The following is a 17,288-nucleotide window of genomic DNA, read 5'->3' as shown; positions in this document are numbered from 1 at the left end:
CGTATCAGCGCTGGGCGATCGGTCTGGCGCCAAGCCATTCCCAGGCGGCGGTTTCGTCCTTAGCCTCGAAATGCCGGAGTTCGATAGGCAAAGAGGCTGGCAAGAAGGCTCTTGCCTCCGCTATCCAGTTCGGCTCACCGACCGCCGCGCAGCGGCCGATATGCTCCACCGCGTGAGCTATGCCCTGTTCGATCGTCTCGTCCGATACGTCGGTCCAGTCGACACCCTCATGATCGATCAGGCGCACCAGCACGTCGATTTTCGTGTGCAGCGCGTAGGCTGCCTCCAGCAATCCGAACAGGTTTTCGGCATCAGCCGCTGCGACATGGCCGACGACATCGATGGCGAAGAGGTCTTCGCGATCGGTATCGATGCGGCGGATCGCCGGCACGGCATCGAGAAAATTCAACAGGAAACTCCTTGCGCTCGATTTTCTTCGTTCCCCTGGAACACCTGAAACCCTCTGTCTGTTCCCCTTAAAGGCGCTATAGATGCGCGCCGAGATCAGCCTGGAACCGTGCAAATGCCTGCAAAGCTTTCCGTCAACCTCAATGCCATCGCCATGCTGCGCAACCGGCGCGACCTGCCGTGGCCAAGCGTGACGGGGCTCGGACGCATCGCCCTTGCCGCCGGTGCGCATGGGCTGACGGTGCACCCGCGACCCGACGAGCGGCACACCAGGCATTCCGATCTGCCTGAGATCAGGGCGCTGATCGACGACGAGTTCCCGAGTGCGGAATTCAACATCGAGGGCTATCCGACCGAGGAGTTCCTGGCGCTTGTGGAAAAGCATCAGCCGGAACAGGTGACGCTGGTGCCCGACGACCCGGTGCAGGCGACTTCCGACCATGGCTGGAACTTCGCCGCCGGGGCTGCGTTCCTGACACCGGTCGTCAAGCGCCTGAAGAAGGGAGGCTTTCGCGTATCGCTCTTTTCCGATCCGGACCCCGATGGCGTGAATGCCGCTCGCGACACCGGTGCCGACCGGATCGAACTCTATACGGGTCCATACGGCAGCTATCATTCCGATTCGGCAAAAGCGGCGAAGGAATTGGAGAAATTGGGAAAGACGGCGGATGCCGCTCTTGCTGCAGGGCTCCAGGTCAATGCCGGGCACGACCTTGTGGTCAGCAATTTGCCGGCACTGGCCAGGCGCATCCCGGCATTGGCCGAAGTGTCGATCGGACATGGGTTGACAGCCGATGCGTTGGAGTATGGCATGGCCGCAACGGTCAGGCGGTTTCTGAAGGCTTGTGGCTGGTAGAGAGAGGCGAGCCGATAGGCCGTGCGTTCCCGGCATGGCAGCGCGTCCTTTCCACCCCGCAGCATAGAGCACCGCACGTCTATGGGAGTGTCGTCCATGGCCCTTGCTCACGCCGGTAGCGAGGCAGAACCCATCGAGCAATCCAGCCACTCCACCGTCGAGCAGCACAGCACCAAGGTGCTGATGCTGGGCGCGCTGGGCGTGGTTTACGGCGATATCGGCACCAGCCCAATCTATGCATTTCGGGAAGCGCTGCACGCATCGTCGGGACCGGTAGCGCGCAACGACGTCCTTGGCGTGCTGTCGCTTATCGTCTGGGCGCTGACGATCATCGTCACGATAAAGTACGTCGCTTTCGTTCTCAGAGCCGACAACAAGGGCGAGGGCGGCACGCTGTCGCTGATGTCGCTTGCGCGCAGCGCTTATCCCAATGGAGCCAAGCTCATCCTGGGGATCGGGCTGTGCGGCGCGGCGCTGTTTTTCGGCGACGCCATTATAACGCCGGCCATCTCCGTGCTTTCGGCGGTCGAAGGCCTGGAAGTGGTGACCCCGACGCTGGAAACCTATGTGGTTCCGATCACGCTGGTCATCCTGGCAATGCTTTTTGCCGTGCAACGCTTTGGCACCGGCAGGGTGGCGGCCGTGTTCGGACCGGTGACGGCAGTGTGGTTCCTGGCGATCGGCGCCGCCGGGGTCTACCATCTGCTGGACGACCCGTCGGTCCTGCTGGCGATCAATCCCTATTACGCGGTCGCTTATCTGGCCAATACGCCCACCGGTGCCTTCGTCACGGTCGGGGCGGTGTTCCTGGCGGTCACCGGGGCCGAAGCCCTCTATGTCGACCTCGGTCATTTCGGGCGCAGGCCGATCGTGCTGGCATGGTTTTCCGTGGTGTTCCCTTGTCTGCTCCTCAACTATTTCGGACAAGGCGCGTTCGTTCTGGCCAACGGCGGCAAACCCACCAATCCATTCTTCCAGATGCTCCCTGATTGGGCGCTGATGCCCATGGTTGGGCTGGCTACGGCAGCGACCGTGATCGCCAGTCAGGCGGTGATCTCCGGCGCTTTCTCGCTGACCCGCCAGGCGGTGCAGCTCAATCTGCTTCCGCGCATCGAGGTGCAGCATACGTCCGAAATGCAATCCGGCCAGATCTACATGCCGCGCGTCAATCTGGTGGTTGCGCTGGGCGTGATGTTGCTGGTGGTCGGCTTTGGCGGTTCGAGTTCGCTGGCTTCCGCCTATGGCATTTCGGTGACTGGCGAAATGCTGATGACAACCATCCTGCTGTTTGTCGTGATGCGGTTCCGGTGGAAATGGCAGCTTGCACTGGCGGCGGCGCTCACACTGCTGTTTGGCACGATCGATACCGGATTTTTCCTCGCAAACATCGTCAAGATCCTCGAAGGCGGGTGGGTCTCGATAACAGTCGCTTGCGCCATGGGGCTGATCATGTCCACATGGATCCGCGGCACCCGCTATTTGTTCGAAAAGACCCGCCGGAACGAGATTCCGCTCGATTTCCTTGCCGGCAATCTGCTGAAGAAGAAGCCGCATCTGGTGTCGGGCACCGCAGTGTTCCTGACCAGCGATCCGCTGAGCGCGCCGACCGCGCTGATGCACAGCCTCAAGCACTACAAGGTGCTGCACGAGCAGAATGTCATCCTTTCGGTGGTGACGGCACCGCAGCCGGTTGTGCCCGACAGCGAGCGCGTCAAGATGGAGACGGTCAACGAACTGTTCATGCGGGTGACGCTGACCTTCGGCTATATGGAGCAGCCCAACATCCCGCGTGCGCTGGCGATCTGCCGCAAGCAGGGCTGGAAGTTCGATATCATGACGACATCCTTCTTCCTGTCGCGGCGCTCGCTCAAGGCCTCGCCCAATTCCGGCATGCCGGTCTGGCAGGACAAGCTGTTCATCGGCCTGGCGCGCTCGGCGGCCGATGCGACGGAATATTTCCAAATCCCGACCGGACGGGTGGTCGAGATCGGGACGCAGGTGGCTATTTGAAAACGTGTCCGTTGCGACATTCCAGGTAGTCTGCCGATGGGACTGAGTCTGCCAAGTCGTGGAGGACTCGCAATATCGGGACGGAGCCATTACGTGACGGCACTTGATATTGCAGCGCAGCAAGCGTAGAGCACCGCCCGCTTATCGGAGTGTCGTCCATGGCCCTTACCAATGCTGGTAACGAGGCAGAACTTGTCGAACAATCGAGCCATTCTGAGGTCGAGCAGCACAGTACCAAGGTGCTGATGCTGGGCGCACTTGGTGTGGTTTACGGCGATATCGGCACCAGCCCGATCTATGCATTCCGAGAGGCGTTGCATGCATCAGCCGGTGGCAACGTCGCCAACCGTGGCGACATCCTGGGCGTACTCTCGCTGATCATCTGGTCGCTGACGATCACCGTCACCATCAAATACATCATGTTCGTGCTTCGTGCCGACAATCGCGGCGAGGGCGGGGTGCTGTCGCTGATGGCGCTGGCGCGCAACAGTTTCCCGACCCGCTCGGCGGTGATCCTCGGCATCGGCATCGTCGGCGCGGCGCTTTTTTTCGGCGACGCAGTCATTACGCCGGCGATCTCGGTGCTGTCGGCGGTCGAAGGCATGAATGTCGTCACGCCGACATTCCAACCCTATGTGGTGCCGCTGACGCTGGCCATCCTGGCGATCGTGTTTGCGGTACAGCGGTTCGGCACCGGCGGCGTAGGATTGGTGTTCGGGCCAGTCACGGCGCTATGGTTCCTGGCCATCGGCCTTTCCGGCATTAACCACATCATCGCCGATCCGGAAATTCTGCTGGCAATCAGCCCGCATTACATCGTGTCGTTCCTGGTCAACTCGCCCGACGTCGCCTTCGTCACGGTTGGTGCGGTCTTCCTCGCCGTTACCGGCGCCGAGGCGCTCTATGCCGATCTCGGCCATTTCGGCCGCAAGCCGATCGTGCTCGCCTGGCTGGCAATCGTGTTCCCTTGTCTGTTGCTCAACTATGTCGGGCAAGGCGCCTTCGTGCTGGCAAATGGCGGCGTTGTCGGTCATCCATTCTTCGAGATGAACCAGGGCTGGACGCTTATTCCGATGGTCGTGCTGGCGACGGCGGCGACCGTGATCGCCAGCCAGGCGGTGATCTCCGGCGCTTTTTCGCTGACCAGACAGGCGGTGCAGCTCAATATGCTGCCGCGCTTCGTCATCCAGCACACGTCGGAAAAACAGTCGGGCCAGATCTATCTGCCGCGCATCAACCTGATGCTGGCGCTGGTGGTGATGTTGCTGGTGGTCGGCTTCGGCGAATCCAGCCGCCTGGCCTCGGCCTACGGTATTTCGGTGACCGGCAACATGCTGGTGACGAACATACTGCTTTTTGTTGTAATGACGCGCATCTGGAAATGGCCGCTCGGCGTCGCGGTCGCCCTGATGGCGGTGTTCGCCTTCGTCGATACCGGCTTCTTTGCAGCCAACATAGTCAAGGTGTTTGAAGGGGGCTGGTCCTCGCTTGCCATTGCCGCGGTTATTGTGCTGACCATGTGGACCTGGATCCGCGGCACCCGCTATTTGTTCGAAAAGACCCGCCGGAACGAGATTCCGCTCGATTTCCTTGCCGGCAATCTGCTGAAGAAGAAGCCGCATCTGGTGTCGGGCACCGCAGTGTTCCTGACCAGCGATCCGCTGAGCGCGCCGACCGCGCTGATGCACAGCCTCAAGCACTACAAGGTGCTGCACGAGCAGAATGTCATCCTTTCGGTGGTGACGGCACCGCAGCCGGTTGTGCCCGACAGCGAGCGTGTCAAGATGGAGACGGTCAACGAACTGTTCATGCGGGTGACGCTGACCTTCGGCTATATGGAGCAGCCCAACATCCCGCGTGCGCTGGCGATCTGCCGCAAGCAGGGCTGGAAGTTCGATATCATGACGACATCCTTCTTCCTGTCGCGGCGCTCGCTCAAGGCCTCGCCCAATTCCGGCATGCCGGTCTGGCAGGACAAGCTGTTCATCGGCCTGGCGCGCTCGGCGGCCGATGCGACGGAATATTTCCAGATCCCGACCGGACGCGTCGTCGAGATCGGGACGCAGGTGGCTATTTGAACAAGCGGCCATGCCCTTCGAAGGGCACGGCCATTTGTGAGGCTCAGTTCACCAGAGCCGCCTTGTTTGCTTCAAGAAATTCCTTCAGCGGCTGCGGCTTCCTGCCGGACAGAGTCTCGACCGCGTCGGTCACCATGCCGATCCGGCCGGAGCGGGTGTTGGTATCGAAGGAAACGATCACGGGCGCAAAAGCTTCGGGAACGCCGGCTGCCTTCAATCCCTCGGTCAGCGCTTCATCCGAAAGCTGGACAACGTCGATCGGCTTGCCGGTGACCTCGGTGACGAGGGCTGCAATCTCGGCCATCGTGTGGGCCTTGGGGCCGGTCAGCGTGTATGTCGTGCTTTCGGTTGCGCTCGAAGCGAGGCCGGCGGCAATCGCGGCAGCCATATCGTCGCGCGCGCCGTGGGCAATGCGGCCGTCTCCAGCGGACGTGTACCACTGCCCAGAGGCGATGGCGTGTGGCAGCGCCAGGAACAGGTTCTCCTGATACCAGCCGTTGCGGAAGATGGTGGAGGGGATACCGCTCGCCTTGATCGCCTGCTCCGTGCCGTGGTGATCGGGCGCAAACAGCACCGGCGATCCTGGCTCCGGATTGGGCATCGATGTGTAGAGCAGATGCGAAACACCCGCGCTTTTTGCGGCGGCGACCGCGGTCTCATGTTGCTTCAGGCGCTTGCCCGGAATGGCGAGCTCGTTTGTCGAAATGATCAGAACCCTGTCGGCGCCGGTAAATGCACTGGCCAACGATGCGGTGTCGTCGAAGTCGACCGTCCTGATGGTGACGCCTCGGGCTGCCAGATCGGCCAGATTTTCCGGATTGCGGGTAGCGGCGATGATGCGCTGAGGGGAGACCTTGAGCGTGTCAAGCAGATGATCGATGACGCCGCGGCCAAGCTGGCCGGAGGCGCCGGTGACGAGAAGGGTGTCGGTCATGAAAGGTCCTGACGTTGCGCCGGAGCGGCGGGTGCATATGTAGTCTCAAAAAGAGACCAGCACTAAAATAGGAATTGACCCATCCTCGTAAAGAAGGCAGTTTTGCGGGAGGTAGGCACAGCCAGGGAACCAGCCATGGACGGCAAGATCGTCAATCTGAGATCGAAGCTCGAGATCTACAAAGCAGGCAGCGGTGGCGGAAACCTTGCGGATTGCCCGGTTCGCGACGTGATCCAGGGCATAAGCAACAAATGGAGTTCGCTGCTGATGGAGGCCTTGGCCGAGAAGCCGTACCGCTTTGGCGAGTTGCGGCGCCTCGTGCCCGATATTTCACAGCGCATGCTCACCCAGACGCTGCACGATCTGCAGCGCGACGGCTATGTGCATCGCGAGGTTTTTCCGACCAAACCGCCGAGCGTTGAATACAGCCTCACCGATCTCGGGCGCTCGATGTTTGGACCCTTGCACCAGCTGATCCAATGGGCCGAGCTCAATCACGGCGCTGTACGCGAGGCGCGGAAGGTTTTCGATGCTGCCGAAGGCTGAGTCTCAAGGCCGAGACAGCGGCTTGATTTAGCGACAACGCTGAAGGATTGTCCGGCCTGGGTCGGGTCCGGCAAATGGGCAATTCTCTGGACATCGCGATTGCCGGCGCGGCGATCAGTTACGCGCTCATCGGAACGGACGTATCGATACTGCGCTGGAGGCTTGCGTCCGCGACAGGCTGGTGGCCAGTGGCAAGCATTCCGCCGGAAACGAATATCCTTGCCTCGATGATTACAGGCACTATGATCAATCCATTCAAGCCGATCGGGCTTGCGGAAGCCCGGTGGCCGGATCGTTTCGGCGGATGATTTCCGAAAAGTGCGAGCCCCTCGCCTGTAGGAATGTATGGAGGCGTTGCGGATAATCGGGAGCGACCGCGTCCTTCACGGATGGGCGTTTGCGCAACGCCTCGCGCCACACCTGGACATGCGGCTTTCCGTCCAGGATGCCGAAATCGCCGATCCGGTCGAAGACGTCGAAATAGCGAAAGATCGGGCCGTAGACCGCGTCGACCAGTGAAAAGCGCTCGCCGTCGAACCATGGCCCAACCACGCCATTCGCCAGTTCCACTTCCAGGCGATCGAACATTGCCGATAGTGCCTCGCTTTCAGCGAGCAGCGCGGCTTCTGTAGGCGCTGAATAGAAGCGACCGATGGCGCTGAGGATTGCCGAGCCAAACTCGATCCAGGCGCGATGTGGGGCACGGGCATAGGGATCGGTGGGATGCAGCGGATTGGGCTGGGTTTCCTCGAGGAATTCGAGGATGACGAGCGATTCGAAGATCACCGTTTCCTGGCCGTCATGCTCAACGCGAAGCAGCGGCACCTTGCCGAGCGGCGATATCGCCTTGAACCAGGCAGGCTTGTTGGCGAGATCGACGGCGATGCGCTCGAACGGCACGCCCTTTTCGCGAAGCGAAATCGCCGCGCGCTGCACATAGGGACAAAGATGGTGGCTGACGAGGATGAGCTTGTCGGTCATCTCACTCTCCCCAGACATAGTTCAAGGCGCCGTTCTCGACGCGGGTGGAGAGGAACATCAGGCGGGAGCCTTTCGGCGCTGGGCCTTCGAGGCGATCACCGTTCGCCATGTCGAACGAGGCGCCGTGCCATTGGCAGACGAGCTTGCCGTCCTTGCAGTCGAGCGGGCCACCGAAGTGCAGGCAGACGTTGGCGGCGGCGCGGATACGCTCGCCGCTGCGGTAGACATGGACCTCGCGGCCGAAAAACGGAGCGATCAGGCTGCCTGTTTCCGGAATGTCGGCGATCCTGCAGATTTCATGCTTCATCGGAATTACCTTTCATGATTGATGCGATTGCATCTATATAGATGCATTTGCATCGATCGTCAAGCTTGATGCAGTTGCATCTATCGCCTACGATGTAATCATGACCGGGATTCCTTCACCTCCAGCAATCAAAGCCTGGGCCCGCCTGATGCGGGTTTCGCGCCAGTTGTTGGAAAGTGCCGAGGACGCGCTGAAGGACAGTGGCCTGCCGCCGCTTGCCTGGTACGACGTGCTGCATGAGCTTGCCGAGGCGGGCGAGGGCGGATTGCGGCCGTTCCAACTCACCGAACGCACCCTGTTTGCGCAATACAACATCTCGCGGCTGCTGGCGCGGCTCGAAGCCGACGGGCAGGTCGAGAAGCTTCCAGTTGCCGATGACGGCCGCGGGCAAACCATCCGCATCACCGGCAAGGGGCGCGAGACGCGCCGCCGCATGTGGGTCGTCTACGGCCGCTCGATATCGGAGTTGGTCGGCTCCCAGCTTTCCAACGATGATCTGGACACGCTGTCGGCTCTGCTTGGGCGCCTGCGAGATCCGCCCGCCCTGGCGTGACACGCCTTCGTGCCGAAGATGGCGCGGATCTGCGAGGTCAGGCACTGCCCCAAAGGAATGCCAATGTCGCCAGAACCCCAAGCCCGACGCGGACCAGATGCAGATTGCCCCATTTGACGATCATTGTCCGAGCCTCAGGATTGACGGTGTTAGCGTCCATCACCTCCAGCAGCCGATTTGCCGGCATCATCACCAGCAGCGTCCATGGCCAAGGCAGGATGATCAGCACGGCGCCGGCCAGATAAGCGAGATTGCCGGTCTGCCACCACGCGACGAGGCCCAGAATACAGGCGATGACGGCGATCGAGGCCTGCATGGCGGCGCCGCGCTTGTAGGAAGGCTGCCATTCCTGCAGCAATGCTTTGTCATCGAGGCGAAGCCGCGCCGGCTGTTCGGCGACGCTGACGTAGATAGCCGCGCCTGCAAACACAGCGGCAACGGTCAAGGCAAGCAATCCGGCGAGCATGATCCGTGTCTCCCGTAATGCCCCGCATGGAGCAAGCTACAGAAATAAAGGCTTGCGCCGGGTCGGGCAATACGCCATAAAGCCGAACCGTAACGTACGGTACGCTGTCGAGTTCGTATCTGAACTGCGGGTGAGTTCGCCTCCTGAGGAAAGACTGTGTTGCACGCTGTGACCGACATCGACACCAGCGAGACGCTGACAGAGCGGCAGAAGGCCGTGCTCGACGCCGCCCTTCGCCTGCTGGTCGAAGACGGCGATCAGTTGACCATGACCGCCGTGGCGCGGCGGGCGAGCTGCTCGAAGGAGACGCTCTACAAATGGTTCGGCGATCGCGACGGGCTGTTGACGGCAACGGTGCAATGGCAGGCGTCCAAGGTGCGGGTAGTGCCGGTCGACCGCAAGGGACTCGATCTTGCCTCGCTGACGGCGAGCCTCGAACGCTTCGCTTCGGACTGGCTCAGGGTAATTTCGAGCGACACCTCGATCGCGCTGAACCGGGTGGCGGTCGGCCATGCTAGTTCGGGGAAGGACGATCTCGGCGCCATCGTGCTGGAGAACGGCCGCTTCGCGCTGGCCAGGCGGCTGAAGCCGGTGCTGGAGGCAGGCAAGGAAGCTGGTTTCCTCGAGTTTTCCGACGCTGAGATGGCTTTCCGCACCTTTTTCGGGCTGGTCGCCCGCGACGTGCAGATCCGCCTGCTGCTCGGCGACCGGCTGGAATTGACTGATGCGGCGATCGGCGGCGATGCCGTCCGGGCGACGCAGCAGTTTCTCGCTCTTTACGGGGCAAAAACCGGGCCGCAGGGCCTCTGAATTCAAAACGGGAAGGAAGAAAAATGCGTGTCTATTACGATCGCGACGCCGATCTCAACCTGATCAAAGGCAAGAAGGTTGCCATCATCGGCTATGGCAGCCAGGGCAGGGCGCATGCGCTCAACCTCAAGGATTCCGGCGTCAAGGATATCGCCATTGGCCTCAAGGCCGGCTCGGCGACCGCGAAGAAGGTCGAGGCCGACGGGCTCAAGGTGATGAGCGTGGCCGATGCCGCCAAATGGGCCGACCTGATGATGATGGCGACGCCCGACGAGCTGCAGGCCGACATCTACAGATCAGAGATCGCGCCGAACATCCGCGACGGCGCGGCGATCGCCTTCGCCCACGGCCTCAACGTGCATTTTGGCCTGATCGAGCCAAAAGCCTCGGTCGACGTCGTCATGATCGCGCCAAAGGGCCCGGGCCACACGGTGCGCGGCGAATACCAGAAGGGCGGCGGCGTGCCGTGCCTGGTCGCGGTCAACCAGGACGCTTCGGGCAATGCGCTCGATTTGGCGCTCTCCTACGCCTGCGGCGTCGGCGGTGGCCGTTCGGGCATCATCGAGACCAATTTCCGCGAGGAGTGCGAGACCGACCTGTTCGGCGAGCAGGTGGTGTTGTGCGGCGGTCTGGTCGAGTTGATCCGCGCCGGTTTCGAGACACTGGTGGAAGCGGGCTATGCGCCGGAAATGGCCTATTTCGAGTGCCTGCACGAGGTCAAGCTAATCGTCGACCTGATCTATGAAGGCGGCATCGCCAACATGAACTATTCGATCTCGAACACCGCCGAATGGGGCGAATACGTCTCGGGTCCGCGCATCATCACCGCCGAGACCAAGGCCGAGATGAAGCGCGTGCTCAAGGACATCCAGACCGGCAAGTTCACCTCGGAATGGATGCAGGAATACCGCGCCGGCATGTCGCGCTTCAAGGGCATCCGCCGCAACAACGACAGCCACCAGATCGAGGAAGTCGGCGCCAAGCTGCGCGCGATGATGCCGTGGATTTCCAAGAACAAGCTGGTCGACAAGGCCAAGAACTGAAGGAAATCCACGTTCGTTTCGTTACGCGCCCTCGGGCTTCGCCCTGCGGGCGCGTGGGAATTTCCAGGACCAAGCTGGTCGACAAGGCCAAGAACTGATCGCAATTTCATTTGTCGATCAAGAAAGCCGGCGGAGCGATCCGCCGGCCTTTTTGCGTTGATTTCTCAGCAGGCGCGCTATTCCCGCTGTCGTGGTATGCGTGTGCAGGGTATGGCACAAAATGGCCAAGGGGGTGAGCGTTGGAACTCAAATTTCTGTTGGTCGGGTTTGCCTGCGCGGTTGCCGGCATGCTGTCCCTCGTCACCTTGCTGAAGTGGTGGGAGGTGAGGGCGGTCAGCCGCTGGTCTCCGACGCCGGGAAAGATCATCTCGTCGCGGGTCGAGGCTCGCGAGGTGACCAGTTCGGGATCCGGTTCGGACAGCAGAGGGTCGACCGAGATGCGCAACTTCCCGGCGATCACCTTCGAATACAAGGTGAACGGCAAGAAGTTTCGCAGTTCGCACTACAGCGTGCAGGAGAACCTTGGAAACTTTGCGGTGGCGGAAACCCTTGCGAAATTTCCAAACGGGGCCGGCGTAACCGTCTTCTACAATCCGGCCGATCCAGCCAAGGCCGTGATCGAACGCACCATGCCCGACGGTTCCTTCAAATTCATGGTCCAGCTTTCGGCCGGGTTGGTGGTTGGCGCGCTGGTATTGGTCTTCTCCGTTGGCGGCGTCCCGGAAGCGATCCGGCCGTTTTTGCCCAAGCCGCAGAACCTCGGCGCCGCGGCCCTGCTGCTTTTCATGGGATTGTTTGTCCTGCGCATGGGCTTTGCCCAGAAGTCACTTGCGGAACAGGCGGCCAAATGGCCCATCACGGCAGGACGCATCGACGCCTCGGGCCTGCAGAAATTCGAGACCCGCGACAGGTCCGGAGGCGGCTATCGGCCTTGGCACACAGTTTTCAAATCCCGCATCGTCTACAGCTATAGCGTTGCCGGCCAGCGCTACGCCGCCGATCGCATCGCTTTCGGCGCAAACGTGACGGCGTCGCTGCCGAGCCTCGTCAGCGGTCAATCACAGCGCTACCTCGAGGGCGACAAGGTCGAGGTCTACTACGATCCCGCCAATCCGGCTGCAGCCGTTCTCGAATGCAGGGTGCGTGGGCTTTGGCTACTGTGGATCTGCGCCGCTGGCTTCCTTGGTGGAGCCGCGCTTCTGGTAGGCGTAATCTGAAGCTGCTGTTCTAGATGCTGCATATCCAGCGGAAGAAGGCACCTGTCGTCAGCATCTGACAAGAACTCCGCTGTCGAAGCCAGGCCAGGTCAATCTCACCGTCGTGCCATTGCCAACGATATGGGCGAGACGCGAGAACGGCTCTTCGATCGTGGGATCAGAACCGTAGCATTGGCTGGCCCGCGCCACCCAGCCCGTGGATATCTTGCGAAACGTTGCGTGTTCGCCGCCGAAAGCAGGAACCGACAGTGCCTCAGGGTACAATGTGTAAACAGTCTGGCGTTGAACATCCGCGACGGCGGTACAGTTCGATCTGTCTCCGGACCATGTGCCCACATAGGGTTCCGTGGCAAAGGCGCTGCCGCACGAAAATGTTAAGATCGAAATGAGCATCAAGAGATTTCGCATCATCGATTTCTTTCTTTCGACCGGGCCTCGGGCCATGCTAAAGCATCGATGCTTAGACTTCACAATGATGCTGCTCCAGGGACTTAAATGATCATCCGCAAAGCAGCAGCTATTTTTCTGAGCATACTGAGCCTGTTGCAAGCGGCGAACGCAACCGAATGTTCGCTCAGCCACGCGACCTATCGCGAGCCGCGTTCGGGCGCGACGATACAATTCCGGCCCATCGACCGCGAGCCGGCCGCGCTGACGACAGAGGTCTTTTCGCTGATCGTGCCCAATACCGCCATTCGCCTGCCGTCGGACATCACCTGGACCAATGGCAAGTACTCGTTTCCTGTGGGCACGATTCGGCACACCTGCACCGACGACGATCGCGAGGCGGGTCTCGAGGACGGCACCGGACTGTGCAGAGTGTGGGACGGGCAGGTCTATGCGTTCAACGCAGGCGGTGCCGAGCAGTTGAGCTCTCGCGAAGCCTCGCCGGCACCGACAGGGTTGCTGTTGCCTGACTTCGGCGCGATTTTTACCGAATGGCCCGATTTCGCCAAAGCCAATCCCGATGGCTCGGCCTGGGATGCCTTTACCTTGACGGGTTGCAGCGATGAATAACAAGAGACTGCCGGCCTGCATCTGCGCCCTGCCGGTCCTTGTGGCCATGGCCACCGGGGCTCGTGCCGACCAAAGCAAGCCGTCGCGTCCGCCTGTCGACAAATGCACCTGGGAACGGCTCGCGGACAGGGATGTCGGGCTTGCTGCCTGGGTGCAGCGCTGCGACTTCGGTTTTCGCCAGATCCATTTCGAGCTTGGCGGCAATGCTCTTGCGATCAAATACAGTGATGGCGGACCGGCCGATCCCGTCGTCGAAGTCTTCGATATGCTGCCGGGCGAGGCCGCTGACGCTGCATTACAGCGCATATACGCGCAGAAGACCGAGAAGGCTGTCAGCACACGTTGCGTGCTCATGCCTTACGCCGAAGGGGTCACGCCCACGGGCATCCTGCGATATGTCTTCAGTCCCGATGCCGTTTATCTCAGTGAATTGAAAGCCGTTGCCGACCCTGACGAGGTCGGCGAACCGCCGTGCGGCGAATGGGGTGAAGCCCCGGACGGCATTCAGTATTTCGAGGTGCAATCACCCGAGCTGCGAAAGCTTCTGTTCATTCGCGTTGGCCAGGAGGAGCCGCTGTTTGACGAGCAGACACTGCAAGTCCTGCCACCCGGATAGGGCCGGGAACCTCAACCGTAGTGCCAGCTGGGCTTTGGTTCGGTGCCGGTGAACATCACCCCAATTCGGTCCTCGCGGCGCCAGCGGACCTCCGCCTTGTAGGCAATGCCGTCGGTTGGAACGTAGAGCAGGAACTCATCGGGCACGCGCGCGTCGATCGAGACCTTCAATTCGGCACCGCCGGCATGCATGTTGCGCAGCGTGCATGTGACCTCGGAGTTGGTCATGCCGGTCAGGATCGCCGCGCCCTTCAAGACGCGCTGCCGGCGTTTGTCCCTCTGTTCGTCCTCGGCCATCGTACGCAATCCAGCGATCTTTCGCGTCTCGGGCGTTCTGATCGGGAGGATTATTAGACCTGGCTGATAAAAATAGCGTTATCGCTGGTGGAGGCTGGACGATTTTCGCGATTCCTGGCTGAAAGAAAAAGGCGCCGCGAAGCACGGCGCCGAATGATGCTTGTTGTCGGCCTGCTCAGCTATAGGGCGAATAGCATTGCTGGCGCGGGCCGTTGTAGGGCTGGAACGTGTTGTCCCAGGCGCGGTACGACCGGTAGCGATTGTAACACCATTGGACATGCGCGCTGGACAGCCGCTGTGTCCGGTAATAGCGCCGCGGTGGCGGCGCGTCGTAGTAGTTGTAGTTGTTGTACAGGCTGCCAAGGCCGAGCCCCAGGCCCAAGCCAAGAATCGCGGCGCCCGCACCACCATCATCATAGTAGCCGCCACGGTAATGGCGGCGATGATGGCGCCTACGCCAGCTGTCATCCCAGCCGCCATTGTCCCAGTGTCTCGAAAAATGACGGCCGCGGAAATTGTTGGACCGCCATCTCCAATCATTGTCGCCGTGCCATTGCCGAAAGCCGCGATGGCGCCAACGCCAGATCTGCCTGTCGTTGCCGCCTGCCCAATCTTCACGAATTTGCACGATGTCGGCGGCATTGCCCGCCACCGGCAGCAGGGGTTTGGGCATCGGCCCGGCAAGCGAGGGGGCCGAGAGGCCGGCTATCAGACCGAGGGCCATCAGCCCGGATCTGACGGAAGATAAAAAGAGCGGTTTCATCGCACTCTCCTAACATTCAGGCCCCACGCCCAGAATACCCAGGGAAGAGCCCATTCATGGAACTTTCCATCTGAACGGAGGATGAACAAAAAAGGTTCCATCAACCATGACGAGCGCGCGGTCAATCGGGGCCGCCTGGGTTCTACGCCCTTGTTTTCGAGCGCGCTTGCGGGCAAAGGTCAAAGCCATGTCGCTGCGCCTTGCCACATTCAACGTCGAAAACCTGATGAACAGGTTTGATTATTCCGGATACCGCAATCAGCTCAACGAAGATCGCACGCTGGCACTTTTCGACATCCAGAGCGAGGCCGAATACAAGATGCTCGAGCAGGCGCGGGCGATCGCGCAGTCCGACGACACGCGGCAGTTGACGGCACTGGCGATCGCGGCCACCCGCGCCGACATCATCTGCATGCAGGAGGTCGACAATATCGAGGCGCTGAGGGCCTTCGAATATGGCTATCTGTTCAAGATGGTGGGGCAAGGCTACCGGCAGAAATACACCACCGCCGGCAATGATTCGCGCGGCATTGACGTCGCCGTGATGATGCGCAACGAGACCGCGCAGGGTCAGCCGATCGAATTCGTGCGTATGACCAGCTACGCCTATGTCACGTTCGAGCAATTCGGGCTGCACACGGCGGAATTGGCAGCGCTCGGTCACCAGGCCCATGAGCGCATCTTCCGGCGCGACTGCCTGGAAGTCGATCTGACTGTGGCTGGCGCGCCGTTGACACTCTATCTCGTGCATTTCAAGTCGATGGGCTCGCCCCGCAACGGCCTCGACGGCCGCGAGGCGACAATGCCGCTGCGCATCGCCGAGGCGCAAGCGGTGCGCCGGATCATCGAGGAGCGCTTCGGCAAGGAGCATGCCGCCGACAAGCGCTGGGCAATCTGCGGCGACATGAACGACTACCGGCAACGCGTGAAGATTACCGGCGATGCCGTCGACGGCTATCGCTTCGAGGTCATCGACGAGACCCGGTCCTGCATCGACGTGCTCACTGCCGGCGGTTTTTGCGAAAACGCGGTCGAGCGGCGGCCGGAAATGGATCGCTGGACTTTCTATCACACGCGCGGACCGGAAGAGCGGCATCTCTGCCAGCTCGACTACATCCTTTTGTCGAGGGCGCTAGCCAGGCAGAACGCCACCGCCGTTCCCGATATCATCCGCAACGGCCAGCCCTGGCGGACCATATTTCCGGCGGGCCAGGAGGTCGAGCGCTTTCCACGCGCCGGGTGGGACCGGCCCAAGGCATCCGACCATTGCCCGGTAGCAATTGCCCTCGACATGGCGTGAGACACGCGTGAGTTTCGACCTGCCGCGCAACGTCATCCTGCCGGTCGATGCCATCGACGTCAGGCTCGATCCCGGCCCACATCCGTTCGAGCGCGATAATGCCGAGGCGATCGCCGCAAACTGGCGGCGTGAGACCGCAGCCAAGCCGGCGCTTTTTGACGGCCCCGTGGTGCTGCTTTCCGCCCTCAGCTATCGCGACAATCGCCTCGTCGGCCGCTGCCATGCGGTGCGTTATTCGACCTTCATGCTTTGGCGCAGCAATAGGCAGGTGCCTGGCGCCGAACATGCCTACGCGCACGCCATGCTGGTCGCCGGCGACAACGCGTTGGTGGCGATCCGCATGGCGCCGCATACGGTCAATGCCGGGCGCGTCTACTTCGCCGCCGGTTCGTTCGAGCCAACCGATTTCCACGACGGCCTTGTCGACGTCGACTTCAACATGATCCGCGAGGTGCGGGAAGAGACCGGCCTCGACCTATCAGGCGCGGCACGCGGCAGGCACCATTACGCCCTGTCGACGGCAAGCGGCACGGTGATCTTTCGCCGCTACCGCGAGACGGCCTCCGCCGACGACCTGGCACAGCGGATCAGCGCTTTCGTCGCCGCCGAGTCAGAGCCTGAAATCGAAGGCCCCGTCATCATCCGCAATGCCGCCGATCTGCCGGACGGGCTGATGCCGCATATGAGACCGCTGATCGAATGGCACTTTGCGAGCGAGCAAGGCTTCCGACTCTAACGTCGTAGCCTGCCTTCAATAGCCTTGCGGTCGTTGCGGGCGGCGACAAAATACAACAGCACGCCGAGACCCAGGAGCGCCCCCATCGCCGTTCCCATCGTCTGCCCAATTACCTGCTGGAAGTCAGCGGTGACGCGATCGGGATTCTCCATCCCATAAAGGATCAAATTACACCAAAGCCCTGCCAAGGCGGCTTCGACGATCACAATCGCCAGAGCCAGTCGCGCTTTCTTGCTCATCCATTGTTCCCCCTTAGTCCCCAACAGCATTGTTATCATTGCAGAATGTGCTGCGACAAGGGCAGGTTGCATAAAAAATCGGCAGCGTCTGGAGGCGACACTTGCTGCAACG

Annotated in this window: 21 protein-coding genes; 12 read left to right on the top strand and 9 right to left on the bottom strand. The window is 61.2% G+C overall.

The genetic code is table 11. The features are described from left to right. Positions 1 to 4 precede the first annotated feature (4 nt). Positions 5 to 409 (bottom strand): SpoIIAA family protein, encoded by a 405-nt coding sequence (locus NKH43_RS24270; protein ID WP_023720790.1) that lies wholly within the window; start codon positions 407 to 409, stop codon positions 5 to 7. 114 nt (positions 410 to 523) lie between these two features. On the opposite strand from NKH43_RS24270, the gene NKH43_RS24265 reads away from it, so the two are divergent. The 3 genes from NKH43_RS24265 (at position 524) to NKH43_RS24255 (ending at position 5,352) form a co-directional block, all read left to right on the top strand. Beyond that, positions 524 to 1,264 (top strand): pyridoxine 5'-phosphate synthase, encoded by a 741-nt coding sequence (locus NKH43_RS24265; protein ID WP_352589610.1) that lies wholly within the window; start codon positions 524 to 526, stop codon positions 1,262 to 1,264. Between the two features lie 96 nt (positions 1,265 to 1,360). After that, entirely contained in the window at positions 1,361 to 3,274 is a 1,914-nt protein-coding gene (locus NKH43_RS24260; RefSeq protein WP_352814675.1) for a potassium transporter Kup, read from the top strand. Between the two features lie 158 nt (positions 3,275 to 3,432). Beyond that, positions 3,433 to 5,352 carry a potassium transporter Kup gene (locus NKH43_RS24255; RefSeq protein ID WP_352495185.1) on the top strand — a complete coding sequence of 640 codons (1,920 nt, stop codon included), beginning with the start codon at positions 3,433 to 3,435 and terminating at the stop codon, positions 5,350 to 5,352. 43 nt (positions 5,353 to 5,395) lie between these two features. On the opposite strand, the gene NKH43_RS24250 is transcribed toward NKH43_RS24255, so the two are convergent. After that, on the bottom strand, positions 5,396 to 6,286 hold the full coding sequence (locus NKH43_RS24250) for an SDR family oxidoreductase (protein WP_352860176.1): 891 nt from the start codon (positions 6,284 to 6,286) through the stop codon (positions 5,396 to 5,398). Between the two features lie 135 nt (positions 6,287 to 6,421). Between NKH43_RS24250 and NKH43_RS24245 the strand changes: the two genes are divergently transcribed. Then, entirely contained in the window at positions 6,422 to 6,832 is a 411-nt protein-coding gene (locus NKH43_RS24245) for a winged helix-turn-helix transcriptional regulator (RefSeq protein ID WP_023720786.1), read from the top strand. A gap of 255 nt (positions 6,833 to 7,087) precedes the next feature. Here NKH43_RS24245 and NKH43_RS24240 read toward each other — a convergent pair whose 3' ends face one another. Together NKH43_RS24240 and NKH43_RS24235 are read right to left on the bottom strand one after the other, a co-directional pair. Next, positions 7,088 to 7,813: a glutathione S-transferase family protein gene (locus NKH43_RS24240; RefSeq protein ID WP_352860174.1), complete on the bottom strand. Its 726-nt coding sequence runs from the start codon at positions 7,811 to 7,813 to the stop codon at positions 7,088 to 7,090. 1 nt (position 7,814) lies between these two features. After that, a complete protein-coding gene (locus tag NKH43_RS24235; RefSeq protein WP_352495187.1) occupies positions 7,815 to 8,120 on the bottom strand; it encodes a Rieske (2Fe-2S) protein in 306 nt (101 codons plus the stop codon). Positions 8,121 to 8,220: 100 nt separating this feature from the next. On the opposite strand from NKH43_RS24235, the gene NKH43_RS24230 reads away from it, so the two are divergent. Then, complete coding sequence (locus NKH43_RS24230; protein WP_352495188.1) at positions 8,221 to 8,673, top strand: MarR family winged helix-turn-helix transcriptional regulator; 453 nt, start codon at positions 8,221 to 8,223, stop codon at positions 8,671 to 8,673. A 37-nt stretch (positions 8,674 to 8,710) separates the two neighbouring features. On the opposite strand, the gene NKH43_RS24225 is transcribed toward NKH43_RS24230, so the two are convergent. Further along, positions 8,711 to 9,139 carry an anthrone oxygenase family protein gene (locus NKH43_RS24225; RefSeq protein ID WP_023720782.1) on the bottom strand — a complete coding sequence of 143 codons (429 nt, stop codon included), beginning with the start codon at positions 9,137 to 9,139 and terminating at the stop codon, positions 8,711 to 8,713. 156 nt (positions 9,140 to 9,295) lie between these two features. Between NKH43_RS24225 and NKH43_RS24220 the strand changes: the two genes are divergently transcribed. From NKH43_RS24220 to NKH43_RS24210, 3 genes are all read left to right on the top strand, one after another. Beyond that, entirely contained in the window at positions 9,296 to 9,949 is a 654-nt protein-coding gene (locus NKH43_RS24220) for a TetR/AcrR family transcriptional regulator (RefSeq protein WP_352860172.1), read from the top strand. 23 nt (positions 9,950 to 9,972) lie between these two features. After that, the gene (gene ilvC, locus NKH43_RS24215) at positions 9,973 to 10,992 is read left to right on the top strand and encodes a ketol-acid reductoisomerase (RefSeq protein ID WP_352483016.1); all 1,020 of its coding nucleotides are present in this window, start codon (positions 9,973 to 9,975) and stop codon (positions 10,990 to 10,992) included. Positions 10,993 to 11,231: 239 nt separating this feature from the next. Then, positions 11,232 to 12,209 carry a DUF3592 domain-containing protein gene (locus tag NKH43_RS24210; protein ID WP_352860170.1) on the top strand — a complete coding sequence of 326 codons (978 nt, stop codon included), beginning with the start codon at positions 11,232 to 11,234 and terminating at the stop codon, positions 12,207 to 12,209. A 48-nt stretch (positions 12,210 to 12,257) separates the two neighbouring features. Here the strand turns inward: NKH43_RS24210 and NKH43_RS24205 are convergent, their stop codons facing one another. Next, positions 12,258 to 12,620 (bottom strand): hypothetical protein, encoded by a 363-nt coding sequence (locus tag NKH43_RS24205; RefSeq protein WP_352860168.1) that lies wholly within the window; start codon positions 12,618 to 12,620, stop codon positions 12,258 to 12,260. Positions 12,621 to 12,704: 84 nt separating this feature from the next. On the opposite strand from NKH43_RS24205, the gene NKH43_RS24200 reads away from it, so the two are divergent. After that, a complete protein-coding gene (locus tag NKH43_RS24200) occupies positions 12,705 to 13,226 on the top strand; it encodes a hypothetical protein (RefSeq protein ID WP_352860166.1) in 522 nt (173 codons plus the stop codon). Then, positions 13,219 to 13,842: a hypothetical protein gene (locus NKH43_RS24195; protein WP_352860164.1), complete on the top strand. Its 624-nt coding sequence runs from the start codon at positions 13,219 to 13,221 to the stop codon at positions 13,840 to 13,842. Before NKH43_RS24200 ends, NKH43_RS24195 begins: the two co-directional genes overlap by 8 nt. A gap of 11 nt (positions 13,843 to 13,853) precedes the next feature. Here the strand turns inward: NKH43_RS24195 and NKH43_RS24190 are convergent, their stop codons facing one another. Continuing rightward, positions 13,854 to 14,138, bottom strand: coding sequence for a PilZ domain-containing protein (locus NKH43_RS24190; protein ID WP_352483022.1), 285 nt, complete (start codon positions 14,136 to 14,138; stop codon positions 13,854 to 13,856). Positions 14,139 to 14,313: 175 nt separating this feature from the next. Continuing rightward, positions 14,314 to 14,901, bottom strand: a complete 588-nt coding sequence (locus NKH43_RS24185) for a BA14K family protein (RefSeq protein ID WP_352483023.1) — start codon at positions 14,899 to 14,901, stop codon at positions 14,314 to 14,316. 187 nt (positions 14,902 to 15,088) lie between these two features. Between NKH43_RS24185 and NKH43_RS24180 the strand changes: the two genes are divergently transcribed. Then, entirely contained in the window at positions 15,089 to 16,201 is a 1,113-nt protein-coding gene (locus tag NKH43_RS24180) for an endonuclease/exonuclease/phosphatase family protein (protein WP_352860163.1), read from the top strand. 7 nt (positions 16,202 to 16,208) lie between these two features. Further along, positions 16,209 to 16,937, top strand: coding sequence for a hypothetical protein (locus NKH43_RS24175; protein WP_352860161.1), 729 nt, complete (start codon positions 16,209 to 16,211; stop codon positions 16,935 to 16,937). Here NKH43_RS24175 and NKH43_RS24170 read toward each other — a convergent pair. Then, the gene (locus tag NKH43_RS24170; RefSeq protein ID WP_352860160.1) at positions 16,934 to 17,176 is read right to left on the bottom strand and encodes a hypothetical protein; all 243 of its coding nucleotides are present in this window, start codon (positions 17,174 to 17,176) and stop codon (positions 16,934 to 16,936) included. The two genes, NKH43_RS24175 and NKH43_RS24170, sit on opposite strands and share 4 nt — an antisense overlap. Positions 17,177 to 17,288: the final 112 nt, after the last annotated feature.

Origin of the sequence: Mesorhizobium sp. M1163, assembly GCF_040318415.1 — a bacterium.
Taxonomy (GTDB): Bacteria; Pseudomonadota; Alphaproteobacteria; order Rhizobiales; family Rhizobiaceae; genus Mesorhizobium.
This window is presented reverse-complemented; position numbering and strand designations above follow the sequence as displayed.